The following is a 16,085-nucleotide window of genomic DNA, read 5'->3' as shown; positions in this document are numbered from 1 at the left end:
ATGCGGCCGACTGCATCTCGCAGCCGGCCGCTTAAGCGGTACTATTTATTCACGACCACTTTCATCGTATCGCTCGTCGTTGCGCCCGAAGCATTAACCAATTCGCAATAGTACGCGTACGTGCCTTTCGCTTTACCGCTGATTGCGGTTACTGCGCTCTGCGCGTTTGGCGAGGCTGCCGCGAGCGGCTTCGTATCGATCAACACGCCGTTCTCGTACAGACGATATTCGGTGGCGTTCGTGCCCCACCACATGTTCATCGTGACCTTATACTGGCCGTTGCCGTCCCAGTTATCGTTGGACAGCACGGCTTTGCCCGGCTTTGCGTCTTTGACGACGACGACGAGCGGGCTGCAAGCTGTCGTTCCGTACGGGTTAGTCAGCTCGCAGGTGTACGTATACGTGCCGTTCTTCTTCCCGGCGATGTCCACGGCCGCGGATTGCGCTGCAGGAGACGCGTCGGTCAGATGCTTCGCGCCGATCAGCACGCCGTTCTCGTATAACTTGAATTCCGTCCCGTTATTGCCGCTCCACATATTCATCGTCACGGTGTAATCGCCGTCCTTCAGGCCGGTATCATAACCGTTGTTGTCGGTCAAAACCGGCTTCCCTGGCGCAGCTTTAGCCAGCAGCTTCTTCACTTGGAACGACACGCTGTTCGTCAAGCTGTTGCCTGCCGCATCCGTCACTGCATACGTAATCGCGTGTGAGCCCAGGCTTAGCGATTTGGAATTCAGCACCTGGCCGGAGGCGATCGCTTGTCCGTCGAGGGTCAGCCGCTCCGAAGCGACGCCGGACCCCGTGTCTGCGCTTGTTAATGCGAAATTAAGCGTTTCTCCCTGCGCAATATCGCCGACCGACCGTCCTGACATGAGCAGCTGCGTTGTCGGAGCGGTCTTATCGATCTTGATCTGCAGCGACTTGACGGCCTCACGCTGACCCGCCGAATCGACGGCGTAATAGCGGACGTTCGTCACGCCTTCCGAGCTTACCGTTACGGGACCGGTATAATCCGCGAAGCCGCCGTCGTTTACGGCGATTTTCACTGCAGCCGATCCTGCGCCTTCCGAAGTGACGGCCAGTGTCACCGTTTCATCCTGATTCACCCAGCCGGCGGCGTTCGGCTCCGCCGATAACACGGCTGACGTACCAGGCAGGCCGTACGTGCTCATATTAGCAGGAAGCTCGTCGAGCGTAATAACCGAATCGCTGTTGAAGACTTCATTCACATGCGAGAGCGAGTTGTTCTTGCCGTCGCGGATATAATCGCCGTACCATGTGCTGAACCAGCTCCAGTCCGCGCCGAAAATCTTCATCTGCGCCGGATCCGGAATCGAGCCGTTTTCCGGCATCGCAACCAGTTTTTTATCGCCGACCAGCTTTACCAGGTCTTCGTACTTGTTGCTGCTTGGGCTGTAATCCCCTGCCGCGTTGTAAACGTCCGTGCTGATAATATCGACGACATCGTCGCCCGGATACCAATCTGCCGAAGCCGAGTTCCACACCCAAATCAGATTGTTCAAGCCGTTCACGTTGGTCATCCGGTCGTACATGAGACGGTACAGTTCTTTTGCCGCTTCGGGGCCTTTGGCTCCCCACCAGAACCAGCCGCCTTCCGCTTCGTGCAGCGGTCTCCAAAGCACCGGAATGCCCTGATCCTGCAGACGCTTCAGCTGTACCGAGATCGCATCGATATCTCTCAGCAGCAGTTGATAATCATCGGAATCCGGATGAGCAAGCGCATACTGCAGATCGAACGAAGTGGCAGACGTGTAGAAGCCTCTCCACCATTCATTACCGTCCACGTTGTACAGCCCCTTCGGCGCATTCCAGTGCCAGCACAAGGCGATAAGGCCGCCCTTGCCGGCCCAGTCGATCATATCCTCCACCTCATGCGAGTCCGAGCCGAACGCTACGCGGGATGGCGAATAATCGATCATATCGAAGGATACGAGCGCCGGATACTTACCGGTTTGCTGATAAATCCAGTCGGCATCGGCTGTCGTCTGTTGACCGGAAATAATGTTCTTGCCGTATTGGTCCACCAAATAATTATGCAGCGCCTGCGCCTGCGGCGTCGCATTCGGATTCACCAGCTTCTTCTCGACCTGATGGGTCCGCGTAACCGGCGCAACCGGCGAGAACGAGATATAGTCGATGTAGTACCAGCCCCAGAACGGCTCGAACGTAATCGTATTCTCTCCTTTGCGAAGCAGCAGCTTGCCGGCCGGCTTCTCAGCAAACGAGCTGCTCTGATCGAAGTGGACCGAGCCGCTCGGCTGTCCGTTTAGAATAATATTCGTATCTTTATTGCCGAACGGAGCAGCGTAGCCGATGTTGAACTCGTACAAGCCGTCCTCGGCCGCGTCGTACTTCAGCGTCAAGGTACCGCTGCTCTTGATCCAAACATAGCCGGTTCCGGAGTAGCCGGCCAGCTCGCTCGCCGTTGAGATATCCGCGTCGAAGGTGCCCGTCTCCGCTTCAACCCGGTCTGCCGGAGCCTTCGTCGACTCGACCCGGATGTACTCGATACCGTAGTAGCCCCAATCGCGCGCGAAGCCGATCGTGTTCTCGCCGGCATTCAACAGCACCTTGCCCGCATCCAGTTCGGCGGTCACCTGTCCAGCTGCCGGAGCCGGGAGCTTCGCGTTGCCGTTCGCCTGGCCGTTGACCAGAATCGACGTTTCCTTCTCGCCGTAAGGCGCATAATAGCCGATCGTCAATTTGTACAGCCCTTGTTCCTTCACGCTTACATGGAAGGCAGCCGAGCCTGGGCTGGCGCTGTTCTCTTCATAAAAGAACGACACGTAGCCGCCGCCCGCATACAAGCTGTCGCCGCCAGCCGGAGCAGTTCTGAACTCGGGGCCCGCTCCTGCAAGCACCGCGTCGCTAGCCTTATACACCCCGTCGGCAGGAGGCTCGGGCGCAATATCGCGTCCCGTAAACTTGAAATTGTCCAGGTAAATCGGACCGTTGTAGTTCATCGTCATATTTTTGGCCAGTTGAATGACGAATTCGGATTGCGCTGCTTCTGCTGGAATGGATACGGATTTGTGGATTTTCACAAAGGAGACGCCGTTGATCTCCGAGGCTGAAGAGGATGAGCTTGCGATGTCATGATTGCTGTAATTCAGTTCCTGCCAGCTGCCGTTCATTGCCGTGCTGATTCCGAGCACGCCAGGGAATGACTGCGGTACGAACACGTCGTAATCGACCTGCGAGTAGGTGCCGAGCGCGATGCCCGGGTAAACCCGAAAAGCCGCTACCTGCCAAGCTGCCGCATCGGTGTAATTCGTCGCGACTTTGAGCGCGTACCTGTTGTCCGGCGTACTCAAATCTTCGCTGACGCCAACGGAGACGAGCGCGTCTCCCCATCCCGGCTGCCAGCCCATGGCGGTGCCGTCTTCAAAATCATAGCTTCTGTCTGGCGTTTGCGCCGCATGGCCGACCCCAGCCACCGGAACTAACAAATAAGCTAACAAAGAAAAACAAATCAAACTGATCATCCGCCGTCTCTTGCCTCGATGCAATCTCATCACTCCTCAGGAATATTAGTTTGCCTGCAGTGTTCGTTGCTCTTCTATCATATAATAAAGCGCTTTCAAAATGAATCGCCCCAATCCCTTTTTATAATAATTTTTGCTAAAAATTTGTAATCCAAACCCTCGGTCTGTTAGTTTGAATTGCCCATAATTTTATTACCCATGATAATTCTGTTAGTATGATTTTTCTGTACGTTTGCTAACTTTAGTTGTTTGTTTGCTTTGTTATGAAGCCGCCGGCAGCGGACAACAATAAACGCCGCGGAGTACTCCGCGGCGTCGGTCAGAAGTCAGGTCGCTATGGCTTGAATGAAATCATGCAAAAAGAGGCGGCCAAAGCCGCCCCTCCACTTGCTGTCGGTGCTCGAATTCAACTGTGCACCGATTCGATGAACTTTTCCAATGCGGCAACGTCCGTAACATTCTTGTTGCACTGATCGCCGTTGATGCAGATATAATTGCCCACCGTTTTGTAATAATCGGGAGATGCGTTCGCCGGCTTCTTCTTGTGAATCGCCGAGAACAACACCACTTCTTCCAAGCGGTTGCAGGCGAAGCAATAGCTTTTCTTATTGCTGGCCGTATACCTGCCTTCCAAGCCGACGAATTGTCCGCCTGCCGGATACACGATAAACATTTTATTGGTGGCAATATCGATCCAGCTCAGATAGGAGACGTGCCGGAAGTCGATTTGCGCGAGATCGGGCAGCTTCAACTTCTTGTTTTTCGGAAAAAGCTTCTGGATTTCCTTCGTCGTAATCGGAGGAAAAGCGATCCTATACGGCTCGAGCGCCTCCATATACTTCTGAAAATCTTCCCCCGACTTCAAATCCGCTACGGATTCCAGCATCGTTCTCCGATGGTCCGTTATAGTAGGAAACAGTTCCGCCACCTTCGCTTGCGCGTTCGAGCGGACGGACGCCACGACCTTCGGGTCCCCGACCGTTCGGAGCGTGTGCAGCACGTAATCTGCCTGTTTATGGATAAAGTTATATTCATGATTTCTAATAAATGGTTCGCGCATGGAAATCAGCCCCTTATTTAGTATGGATGAGCAAATAAGGTGCAAAGCCATTGATTAGAAAACGATAGAAACGAGTTCAGCCAGCGATAACGGTTGGCCAGCCCATGCAAAGTATCGCCCCCTAATCAGGCTTTGCATAGCGCCGATCCAGTCCGGCAACCTCTGATTGCCATGGGTATCACCTCCCCAACAATGGTTACATTAGTATAACCGATGGTTCAGTCCCCCGGCAATCGGTTGCGGATCAACCGGATCTGTCCGCGATGATTGATTTCGTCCTCGAACACATGAAACCACATGAAGTACCGGTTGGCCTGTTTCCCGTACCAGAACTCTTCCTGCTCGTAGAGCCAGTTATCGTCGACCGTCCGGAACAAGTCGCAGGTTCGTTGTCTTACCGTTTCGAGCTTGCCGAGGTAGTAGTCCAGGCCGAAGTTCTTCAGCTTCTCCCTGCCGGCGTCGCCGAGTTCCAGCGCCGCTCCCCATTCCGCCAGCTCCTCATCGCTCAGCCTCCGATCCTCGAACGTCGAGACTTGGTAGGCATACTCCACGGCCGCAAAATGCATCAGCAGTCCTCCGATCGAGTTGCTCCGCGCGTCCAGCAAATAATCGAGCTGTTCCTGAGTCAGACCCTTCACTGCTTCCAGCGTTGTATGCCTCGCATAATTCATCATCGAGAGCAGACGGCCGACTTGCGGCGTATAGCCGGGCATGTCAGTGATAAGGTAGATATCATCCATATTGAGCATTTATGGGTCAGCCTCCTTACTCATTTTTTAATTTGATAAATTTGTCATTTCTTGCGAATCCTCTCTATTAATTCGCCAAGCTCGGCTCCTCCACCTGTTCAAGCGCTTGTGATTTGTTGCCAAAATCTCTAGTGCTGGCCAGCGTAACAAGCTATGATTGGCATAGTGGAATCCCCCTTGCCTGGTCAATTACATACGGTTGGAGGAGAGCAGGAATGGACTTTCTGAAGGTGGAAGGACGGCGGATCGTCGACAGCCGCGGCCATGAAGTGCGTCTGCGCGGATTCTCGTTCGCGAGCTGGTTGAATTGGGAGAATTTCATTCTCGGCATGCCGGGGCATGAAACGGGCGTGCGTCAAGCGCTTGTGCGCGTGCTCGGCGCAGAGCGTGCGCAGTATTTTTTCACGAGCTTTTTGAACTGTTTTATTGGCGAAGAAGATTTCCGATTCATTCGGAATCTGGGCTGCAATCTGGTGCGCATCCCGTTCAACTATCGGCATTTCGAGTCGGATGACGCGCCTTTCGTCTATTTGTCCGAAGGGTTCGCATGGCTGGACAAGGCGGTTAGCTGGGCTCGCGACAACGGGATTTATTTGATTCTGGACATGCATGCCGCCCAAGGCGGGCAAAATCCCAACTTCCACTCGGATACCATTACCGGAGCGGCCGCCTTCTGGGAGCACCAGTCCCACCGGGATCGCGCAGCCGCGCTATGGAAGGAAATCGCGCGCCGTTACCGCGACGAGCCCGTCATAGCGGGATACGATCTGCTGAACGAGCCGATTCCGCCGCAAATCAGCCAGCTGAACCGGTTTTACCGCGAAGCGGTCCAAGCCATCCGCGAGGTGGACGAGCGGCATATCGTGTTTATCGAAGGCGACGGCTATGCGACCCGTTTCGAAGGGCTCGATGATCCTTTTGACGGGAACGCGGTGTACAGCATGCACTTCTATTCCGTCTGCGGGATGGGGAATATGGAGTACCCCGGGATAGACGATCATAACGGCCAATATTGGGATCGCGAGGCGCTGAAACGGGAATACATCGAGCGAACGGCCTTCATGCGCAAACACGGCGTGCCCAACTGGTTCGGAGAAACTAGCGCGACCTTCCCTGCATCGGTCTCGGAAGCATCGCGCATGCGTTTTCTGGAAGATACGCTCTCCATCGCCGAGGAGCTGGGGGATTCCTGGACGTTCGGCATCTACAAGGACCTCGGAAAGACCGGTATCGTCCATATTGATCCCGAATCGGATTGGGTACGGCGTACGGCCCCGGTCAGCCGCGCGATCGACGCCCTGCACTGCAATCCGTTCGCGGACCATGCGGGCGAGAACGAGTGGATTGCCTTATGCCGCGGACTTGGGGAACATCTCCATCAGACGATAGGCAGCCTGAACGGAAGTCCGACGGCCGAGGAGCTGGCAAGGAAGCTGCTATTCTACTTGAACGAATGCATCGCGCCGGTCCAGCTGCAAGTGCCGTTCGCCGAACAATTCAGTGGATTAAGCGAGGAAGAGATCGACAGCATGATGCAGTCTTTCTCCTTGCGCAACTGCCGCCCGCACGAAGGCTGGGTCGATATCGTACGGAAAACGACAGGCGCGGACGCTTAATAAGCGTCCGCGCCGCGGGTAGACTTTCGTCAATATAGACGTTCAATGCTTTAACTCAAGACAACGCATCCGACCAGAAGTGCTCCGGCCGCCAATTCAACGTTTCTTTCGCCAACCGGTTGCTGAACAATGGCTCCCTGCCGTCGAAAGGTACCCTTAAGTCCGTCACTTCCGGGTAGCATTCCCGAAGCAGCTCGCTCGTATCGAACTGGCTGAGCGTATCGTCGCCCGTAATATTCAGCGCCACGGCCCCGTCGATATCCGCATGAAGCGAAGCGATGCACGCGCTGGCGGCGTCGCGGATATCGACGTAGCTCCATAGGATTTTGGCGAAGTCGCCATGCTTGGCGATGCTGCCTTTCATCCGCTCGTACTCCTCCGGGGCCGCGATCAGCGAGAACCGGAGGCTTACGACCTGCATGCCGTTCCGGCGATGGAACATCGCTGCCGTAAGCTCGTTCAGCGTTTTGGACAGGCCGTACCCTTCTTGGGACAGCTGCGGATGTTCCTCGTCGATCGGCAAATAGTGCGGCGCGAACGGCTCGAGCGCCCAGGCGAATCCGTAGGCCGACGTGCTGGAGCCCATGACGACCCGCCGAATGCCGAGCATGGACGCCGCCTCCAGAATATTGTAACCACCCATGACATTATTGGCGAAAATCGTCGGAATCGGAAAACCGGTCGGCGACGGAATCGCAGCCAGATGAATGATCGCGTCCGCACCCTGCATCGCGCTGGCCACTTGGCCGAGGTCGTTCATGTCGACGACGATTTGCCGGCAAGGGAGCCCTGGAGCCTGCTTCTGGTCCAGCGAGATGACGCGGTATTGCTGCTTTACAAGTTCCCGAACGACATATTGCCCCAGCTTGCCGCTGCCCCCGGTGACTGCTATCGTTTTCATAGATCGCTCCACTCCTTCGTTTATCGCGGTTGTTGGATATGCCCTGACACTTTTCGGTTACGGTCGAACCAGCGTGCCGTCGGCCTTGCGGTCGAGCGTGTACGGCTGATGGTAACTCTTGCGGCTCCCGTCATCGCCTGTCAGCAAGACGGCCTTCTCCTCGTCGAAATCGATGCCGAGCCCAGGCTTGCCGGATACGTACAAATATCCGCCTTTGCGTTCGACGAGCCCCGGGAACACCTCGCGCTCTTCCGGTCTGAAATGATTGATCTCTTGAATACCGAAATTCCAGACCGCCATATCCAGATGGACCGCCGCGGCCTGGTTCACGGGATCGTTCTCTCCGCCTTCCTGCCAAGCCGTACGTACGCCGAACGCCTCCGCCAGCGTTGCGATTTTGCGGGCTGCGCTAATGCCGCCGACTTTGGAAATGCGTACCCGGATAAAATCAATCAGCCGCTCTGTAATAAGCGTCGTCCACTCATGCGGATTCGTGAACAGTTCTCCGACGGCCTGCGGAGTCGCACTCTGCTGCCGCAGCTGGCGATACCAGCCGAGCTGCTCGGGCGGCAGCACGTCCTCGAGGAAGAACAGATCGTACGGCTCCAGCCGCTTCGATAGTTTAATGGCGTTAATCGGCGACAGATGCTCATGCACGTCATGCGTGAACTGCAATTCGGATCCGAATGCTACCCGCAGCTGCTCGAACATCTCGGGAATGGCCCGCACGTACGCGTTCTCGTCGAAGATCGCTTCCTTCGCCCAAGCTCCGGCAGGCACATTCGCCTGATCGCGCGGGATGAAGCCCCCGCCGCCGTAACCGCCAAGCTGCGCGCGGATGACAGTGTATCCTTGCTCCAGGTAGCGCTGGACGTCCTCTTTCAGCTCCGCTATATCGTGTCCGCCAGCATGTCCATAACAAGGAACGGCCGCCCGGCAAGCGCCGCCGAGCAGTGCATAGATCGGCAGGCCGGCTTCCTTGCCTTTGATATCCCACAACGCGACGTCGATGCCGCCGATCGCCGTTTGCAGAATCGAACCATTTCGCCAGTAGGAGCTAAGCTGCATCGTCTGCCATATATCTTCGATGTTGCCGGTGTCTCTTCCGATCAGCTGCGGAGCGAGCAGCTGTTCAATTACCTGTATGACTGCCTCCGAATTATAAATATCGTTCGCCGAGCCGATGCCATAGAGTCCATCCTGATCGGTCATCACCTTCACAATGGTCCATGTTCCGTTTTTCCGTGTGCGGATGCATTTGATTCCCGTAATTTTCGCCACTTGCGGGCACCTCTTCCCCATAATGTTCATTCAGTATGACGGCCCCCCGCCAAGCGGCGGGAGGCACTCGTTGGTCATGATGGTTGAACTTGAAGTCGATACATACTGATGCATGAATACTCCACTAATCTCGCGATGCCGGTTGATTGCGCATTTCGTACCGCTTCGGCGTGATAAGCACCGCAGCAGGAGCAGCAATAGGAAATCCGCATCGCGAGACCGCTTTACCCGGATTAAAAATATCTTTCGCCGTTCCTCGCACGATTCCTCCAGCCGCCAGCGATTCAATTGCCTCGCGTGCCCAAGGACTGCTGTCCCGTTCAAGTCACCGCGTCTACCGTCCGGTTCTGGACTATCATTGTGCCCAGCGTTGGGAATATAGACAGAGAAGCCGCCCCTCGTCGGCTTAACCAAACGTTCAGTCAGCGGGGGACGGCATGTTTTCTGGATGGTATACAGCTGCTAATTTCTAGATGTTGATCACGAAATGCCTATTATTTGGCTTGCGTAGTCAGATAGGCGTCGATTTGCTTTTGCGTCTCGGACACGATTTTGTCGAGGCCGTTACCCTTCTGCTTCTCGATATACGAACTGACTTCCTTCGCTGCATCTTTCGTAATTCCGTATTCCAGCGGCTTGCTGATCTCGTCGGACGCTTGGTCGCGCTTCGCGAGTTCATTCTTCATCGTATCTTCGGCGATGAATAGACCATCCACCGGGGAATTCACGTTCTCCGGCTCAGCGGCAAATTCGGCCTCATGCAGCCAGAAGTCTTTCGGATACGTCGACGTCGGACGCATGAATTGCGGTTTCCAGAACGCCCATTGGCCGCCCCACTCCATGTAATTGCTCGTCGTTGTGTCCATGCCGTCCGGATATACAGCCGTATCTCCGTCCAGTTTGTAGGTTTTGCCTTCGATACCGTATTGCAAGAGATCGTACAGCTTCTGATCCGTCTCCACCATGTCGAGGAAACGAAGGACGCGGTCCGCATGCTTGGAGTTGCGGTTGATGGCAACTACGTTAGCCAGCGCGGTACGGTTTACTTGTTTCTTATCCGGGTAAAGCAGGGACATTTGCTGTTTGAACGACGGATCGGAGAAACCAGGATCCGCATTCGCCCATTCATGCGATGTTTGCGTAAGCAGCGTCTTGCCGTTACGCCATTCAGCCGCGCCATCCGCCTTGTCGATCATCGCGTCGCGGTTGATCAGCTTATCGTCATACCACAATTTCGCTTTCTGTACCGCTTCCAAATAGAACGGCTGCTGCTCGACCGGTTGTACCGTAACTTTCGGGTCGTTGAGATAGAAGCCCAAGCCGTGGAAGTTCAGGTCAACCCACTCATCGCGAATCATATAGATCGGCAAAGGTGTCGAACGGTACAGCTTATCGTTCGGATAAGCTTTCTTCAGATCGCGAAGCAGGCCTTCGACGTCATCGATCGTCTTGATGGAATCAGGGGCGACCGTGATGCCCGCTTTGTCCGTCAAGTCGGAGCGCCAGCCGGCATACAAACGCTGGTTCATCTTCATCGTCCAAGGCAAGCCGACGATTTGACCATTTACCGTTGCCGCGGAAAGCGTTCCTTGTTCTTGGTACTTTTTGTACAGATTCGGTGCGTATTGCGGAAGCAGGTCGTTAAGCGCCATGTAAGAGCCTTTGGCAGCCATCAGCTTGTAGGACAGCCAGTCGCCGTCAAAGTTCATGTCCCAGCTGTCACCGGAAGCGGCCATAACGAGCATCTTGTCTTTGAAATCAGTGAACGGAATGAAGTTGATATCGAACTTCACGTTCAGGCCTTTGCCTTTCACGTAATCGCTGATCGTGGACCATACTTCGTCGGTAGCCGACTTTTTGTCGCCGCCAAAGTAAAACTTCAGCGTCACTTCATCCTCTGTCTTCGCGGTATTGCCGTTGCCGCTTTTGGCATCGGTATTGCCGGACGTATTGCCGCCGTTGCCGGTATTGCCCGTGGTGCCGCTATTCCCGCTGCTATTGTTGTTGCCATTGTTGCCGCCGCACGCCACCAGCATAGCCGTGAACAGCATCATGACCGCAAGCAGCATCGGAACTCTTGCCTTCTGCTTTCTCATGTAATCCCTCTCCCCTTAATGAAAATAATTATATCGCTATACAGCCGAAGCTGGTATAGTCAGCCTTTCACCGCGCCTACCATGAGTCCCTTGACGAAATACCGCTGCAGGAACGGATACAGGAAGACGATCGGGCCGATCGTGACGACGGTCAATGCCATCTTCATCGATTCGGATGGAATTTGCGGCATAATGCGCTGCATCGCCGCCGCATTGCTCGAATTTCGCAGGAAGTCCACGTTCGAGACGAGCGTTCTCAGGAGCAATTGCAGCGGCTGAAGCTCCTGCTTATCGATGAACATGAGGCCGAGGAACCAATCATTCCAGTACGCCAGCGCTGCGAACAGACCAATGGTCGCGAGAACCGGCACAGACAGCGGAGTAATGAGCCGCGAGAAAATCCGGAATTCGCTGGCACCGTCCATTTTGGCCGATTCGTAAATATCCTCCGGAATGGATTGCATGAAGTTCCGGATCAGGAACATGTTGAAGGCATTCGCCATCGGCGGCAAAATCATCGCCCACATCGTATCCTTAAGCTCCAGATACCGGACGCATATGATGTACCATGGCACCAAACCGCCGCTGAACAGCATCGTCAAGATGACATAGATCGACAGGATATTACGGTATTTAAACGACCGTCTTCCCATGACGTATGCACCCATGCTATTGACGATAAGGGAGAGAACCGTTCCGACTACCGTGACGATAATGCTGATCATGTAGGCATCTACGATCCGATTGGAACCCAGGAACAAAATGCGGTACGAATCGAACGTGATATGCCTTGGGATGAGCTGGTAGCCATAGTTTACGATATCGTTCTCGATACTAAGCGAACCCGAGATGACCATCAGGAACGGGAATAGACAAGCCAAGCTGAATAAGGAAATGATGATGATGATCAGCGTTTGGCTCATGGAAATTTTTTTGGCAGCCATCGATCGAAGCCTCCTTGCTTGTAGTAGTCTTAGAAAATCGCCGAATCCCGGTCCACCTTACGCGCGGCATAGTTGCTGCCGAGTACGAGCACGAACGCAACGACCGACTGCACGAAGCCAGCCGCTGAAGCCATGCCGATATCCCCGGATTTGCGCAAGCTTCTGTACACAAGGGTATCGATAACGTCTGTTGTCGGATACAGCTTTGCGGCGTCGCCGACCATGGCATAGAACATACCGAAATCCGCGTTCATGATGCGGCCGATCGCCAGCAGCGTCAGAATGATAATCGTCGGCTTCAGCATCGGGATGCTGATATACCGCGTCTGCTGCCAACGGGAAGCGCCGTCGATCGAAGCTGCTTCATAATAGGAGCTATCCACCGACGTCAGCGCGGCCAGATAAACGATCGTGCCGTAGCCGGTTACCTTCCAACGAACCGCAATCATCAGGATGACTGGCCACCAGCTCGCTTTGTTGTAGAAGTCCACGCCTTGGAGTCCGAACCATTCCAGCATGCGGTTCAGCGCGCCGTTCTCGTAATTAAGCAGGTTGTACGTGAATACGCCGACTACGATCCAGGAAATGAAGAACGGCAGGAAGGTCAGCGATTGGGTGATCCGCTTGAAATACTTATTCCTAAGCTCGTTCAGCATTAATGCAAATCCAACCTCGAAAACGAGCCCTGCGGCGATGAACAGCGCATTCAGCAGGATCGTGTTGCGAATCGCCCGGAATGCCACATCCGAGGAAAACAAGTAATCGAAGTTGTTGAACAACGGATGCATCCAGTCACTGCGGAAGATGCCTTTGTTGAAGTCGAAGTTCTTGAATGGAATCATGAGACCCGACAACGGCAAGTAACTGAATAGGAAGAGCAGCGTCGCGACGGGAAGAAACATAAGCAGCAATTGGCGGTTGCGGATGAGTTCGCGAAGGACTCCGTTTCGTTTCATGGGCCTTTACCCCTTCTCTTTCGTGATACGTTAATCATAAGGGAGCGGCCAAAACGATACTATGAGCGAATCTTATCCTTTCCGGTATGGGATTGGCCTGTTTCGAGCTACGTATAAAATGCTTGCTTCTCATGGAAATCAGACCGTCCGTCCCAATCTGAAAAGAACACCGAGCCACTCCGTTGCCCGTCTTCACACTGGTCGCGCCTAAGCCATTTTCCGTTCTCCCCTCGCTCCATTTTCTGCTTTTTGCCTTAAAAATTCTCGTTAGAAAAACAAACCAAAAAGACCTCCAGCCATCACAAATGTGATGGCTGGAGGTCTTATCTATGTAATAGAGGTATTACACCCTGAAAACTGGATACGAACCTTTGCGAAGGTTTCTTGCATTAGCTGAAACGAGTTGTTCTTGGATAAGCCCTCGACCGATTAGTATTCGTCAGCTCCACGCATTGCTGCGCTTCCACCTCGAACCTATCAACCTCGTCGTCTTCAAGGGGTCTTACATACTGGGAAATCTCATCTTGAGGGGGGCTTCACGCTTAGATGCTTTCAGCGCTTATCCCGTCCGCACTTGGCTACCCAGCGATGCTCCTGGCGGAACAACTGGTACACCAGCGGTGCGTCCATCCCGGTCCTCTCGTACTAAGGACAGCTCCTCTCAAATTTCCTGCGCCCACGACAGATAGGGACCGAACTGTCTCACGACGTTCTGAACCCAGCTCGCGTACCGCTTTAATGGGCGAACAGCCCAACCCTTGGGACCTACTTCAGCCCCAGGATGCGATGAGCCGACATCGAGGTGCCAAACCTCCCCGTCGATGTGGACTCTTGGGGGAGATAAGCCTGTTATCCCCAGGGTAGCTTTTATCCGTTGAGCGATGGCCCTTCCATGCGGTACCACCGGATCACTAAGCCCGACTTTCGTCCCTGCTCGACTTGTAGGTCTCGCAGTCAAGCTCCCTTATGCCTTTGCACGCTACGAATGATTTCCAACCATTCTGAGGGAACCTTTGGGCGCCTCCGTTACATTTTAGGAGGCGACCGCCCCAGTCAAACTGCCCACCTGACACGGTCCCTGTACCGGATTACGGTACCAGGTTAGAACTCCGATACGATCAGGGTGGTATCCCAACGATGCCTCCATCGAAGCTGGCGCTCCGATTTCTAAGGCTCCCACCTATCCTGTACAGATCGTACCAAAGTCCAATATCAAGCTGCAGTAAAGCTCCATGGGGTCTTTCCGTCTTGTCGCGGGTAACCTGCATCTTCACAGGTATTAAAATTTCACCGGATCTCTCGTTGAGACAGCGCCCAAGTCGTTACGCCATTCGTGCGGGTCAGAATTTACCTGACAAGGAATTTCGCTACCTTAGGACCGTTATAGTTACGGCCGCCGTTTACTGGGGCTTCGGTTCATAGCTTCGCCTTGCGGCTAACCACTCCCCTTAACCTTCCAGCACCGGGCAGGCGTCAGCCCGTATACTTCGCCTTACGGCTTCGCACAGACCTGTGTTTTTGCTAAACAGTCGCTTGGGCCTTTTCACTGCGGCCCCCTCGGGCTATTCACCCTACCGAGGCACCCCTTCTCCCGAAGTTACGGGGTCATTTTGCCGAGTTCCTTAACGAGAGTTCTTCCGAGCGCCTTAGCATACTCTGCTCGACTACCTGTGTCGGTTTGCGGTACGGGCACCTTCACCTGGCTAGAGGCTTTTCTTGGCAGCCTGAACTCATGACCTTCGCTACTGCAATTTTCGCTCCCCTTCACAGCCCAGCCTTATTGATGTGCGGATTTGCCTACACATCAGCCTCACTGCTTGGACGGACATCCATCAGTCCGCGTCACTATCCTTCTGCGTCACCCCATTGCTCGTAACGGCTTACGGTGGTACAGGAATATCAACCTGTTGTCCTTCGACTACGCCTTTCGGCCTCGCCTTAGGTCCCGACTTACCCTGAGCGGACGAGCCTTCCTCAGGAATCCTTAGTCTTACGGCGGACAAGATTCTCACTTGTCTTTTCGTTACTCATACCGGCATTCTCACTTGAATGCGCTCCACCAGTCCTTACGGTCTGACTTCAACGTACATTCAACGCTCCCCTACCCCTGCAACATAGTTGCAAGCCATAGCTTCGGTGGTGTGTTTAGCCCCGTTACATTTTCGGCGCAGAGTCACTCGACCAGTGAGCTATTACGCACTCTTTAAATGGTGGCTGCTTCTAAGCCAACATCCTGGTTGTCTTTGCAACTCCACATCCTTTCCCACTTAACACACACTTGGGGACCTTAGCTGATGGTCTGGGCTGTTTCCCTCTTGACAATGGATCTTAGCACTCACTGTCTGACTCCCGGATATAAGTACATGGCATTCGGAGTTTGACTGGACTTGGTAACCCTTGGCGGGCCCCGCACCCAATCAGTGCTCTACCTCCACGACTCTTACTCCGAGGCTAGCCCTAAAGCTATTTCGGGGAGAACCAGCTATCTCCGAGTTCGATTGGAATTTCTCCGCTACCCCCACCTCATCCCCGAATTTTTCAACATTCGTGGGTTCGGGCCTCCAGTGCGTGTTACCGCACCTTCACCCTGGACAGGGGTAGATCACACGGTTTCGGGTCTACGTCCACATACTATGTCGCCCTATTCAGACTCGCTTTCGCTGCGGCTCCGGCTCTTCACCTTAACCTTGCATGGGAACGTAACTCGCCGGTTCATTCTACAAAAGGCACGCCATCACCCATATAGAGGGCTCTGACTTTTTGTAAGCGCACGGTTTCAGGTTCTGTTTCACTCCGCTTCCGCGGTGCTTTTCACCTTTCCCTCACGGTACTGCTTCGCTATCGGTCGCTAGGGAGTATTTAGCCTTGGCAGATGGTCCTGCCGGATTCCCACGAGGTTTCACGTGTCTCGCGGTACTCAGGATCCGTCTCGGAGAGTGCTGACTTTGGACTACAGGGCTTTTACCTCTTATAGCG

At 54.3% G+C, this 16,085-nt stretch carries 9 protein-coding genes, 1 rRNA gene and 1 pseudogene (1 of these 11 cut by a window edge); 1 reads left to right on the top strand and 10 read right to left on the bottom strand.

Annotated elements, in window-relative coordinates:
• Positions 1-41: 41 nt before the first annotated feature.
• From GZH47_RS20025 to GZH47_RS20015, 3 genes are all read right to left on the bottom strand, one after another.
• A complete protein-coding gene (locus tag GZH47_RS20025) occupies positions 42-3,536 on the bottom strand; it encodes a glycosyl hydrolase (protein ID WP_162642710.1) in 3,495 nt (1,164 codons plus the stop codon).
• 376 nt (positions 3,537-3,912) lie between these two features.
• Positions 3,913-4,566, bottom strand: coding sequence for a FusB/FusC family EF-G-binding protein (locus GZH47_RS20020; protein ID WP_162642709.1), 654 nt, complete (start codon positions 4,564-4,566; stop codon positions 3,913-3,915).
• A 218-nt stretch (positions 4,567-4,784) separates the two neighbouring features.
• Complete coding sequence (locus GZH47_RS20015; RefSeq protein ID WP_162642708.1) at positions 4,785-5,315, bottom strand: DinB family protein; 531 nt, start codon at positions 5,313-5,315, stop codon at positions 4,785-4,787.
• A gap of 215 nt (positions 5,316-5,530) precedes the next feature.
• Between GZH47_RS20015 and GZH47_RS20010 the strand changes: the two genes are divergently transcribed.
• The gene (locus GZH47_RS20010) at positions 5,531-6,931 is read left to right on the top strand and encodes a glycoside hydrolase family 5 protein (RefSeq protein ID WP_162642707.1); all 1,401 of its coding nucleotides are present in this window, start codon (positions 5,531-5,533) and stop codon (positions 6,929-6,931) included.
• A 55-nt stretch (positions 6,932-6,986) separates the two neighbouring features.
• Here GZH47_RS20010 and GZH47_RS20005 read toward each other — a convergent pair whose 3' ends face one another.
• From GZH47_RS20005 to GZH47_RS19975, 7 genes and pseudogenes are all read right to left on the bottom strand, one after another.
• The gene (locus GZH47_RS20005) at positions 6,987-7,832 is read right to left on the bottom strand and encodes an NAD-dependent epimerase/dehydratase family protein (RefSeq protein ID WP_162642706.1); all 846 of its coding nucleotides are present in this window, start codon (positions 7,830-7,832) and stop codon (positions 6,987-6,989) included.
• A 57-nt stretch (positions 7,833-7,889) separates the two neighbouring features.
• Positions 7,890-9,113: an enolase C-terminal domain-like protein gene (locus tag GZH47_RS20000; RefSeq protein WP_162642705.1), complete on the bottom strand. Its 1,224-nt coding sequence runs from the start codon at positions 9,111-9,113 to the stop codon at positions 7,890-7,892.
• 124 nt (positions 9,114-9,237) lie between these two features.
• Positions 9,238-9,414: pseudogene (locus GZH47_RS34660) on the bottom strand (hypothetical protein); the annotation flags it as partial.
• A 193-nt stretch (positions 9,415-9,607) separates the two neighbouring features.
• On the bottom strand, positions 9,608-11,209 hold the full coding sequence (locus tag GZH47_RS19990) for a DUF3502 domain-containing protein (RefSeq protein WP_225446139.1): 1,602 nt from the start codon (positions 11,207-11,209) through the stop codon (positions 9,608-9,610).
• A gap of 59 nt (positions 11,210-11,268) precedes the next feature.
• Complete coding sequence (locus GZH47_RS19985) at positions 11,269-12,153, bottom strand: carbohydrate ABC transporter permease (protein WP_162642704.1); 885 nt, start codon at positions 12,151-12,153, stop codon at positions 11,269-11,271.
• 29 nt (positions 12,154-12,182) lie between these two features.
• On the bottom strand, positions 12,183-13,109 hold the full coding sequence (locus GZH47_RS19980; RefSeq protein ID WP_162642703.1) for an ABC transporter permease: 927 nt from the start codon (positions 13,107-13,109) through the stop codon (positions 12,183-12,185).
• A gap of 409 nt (positions 13,110-13,518) precedes the next feature.
• A 23S ribosomal RNA gene (locus GZH47_RS19975) occupies positions 13,519-16,085 on the bottom strand (it continues 359 nt past the right edge of the window).

Origin of the sequence: Paenibacillus rhizovicinus (assembly GCF_010365285.1) — a bacterium.
Taxonomy (GTDB): Bacteria; Bacillota; Bacilli; order Paenibacillales; family Paenibacillaceae; genus Paenibacillus_Z; species Paenibacillus_Z rhizovicinus.
This window is presented reverse-complemented; position numbering and strand designations above follow the sequence as displayed.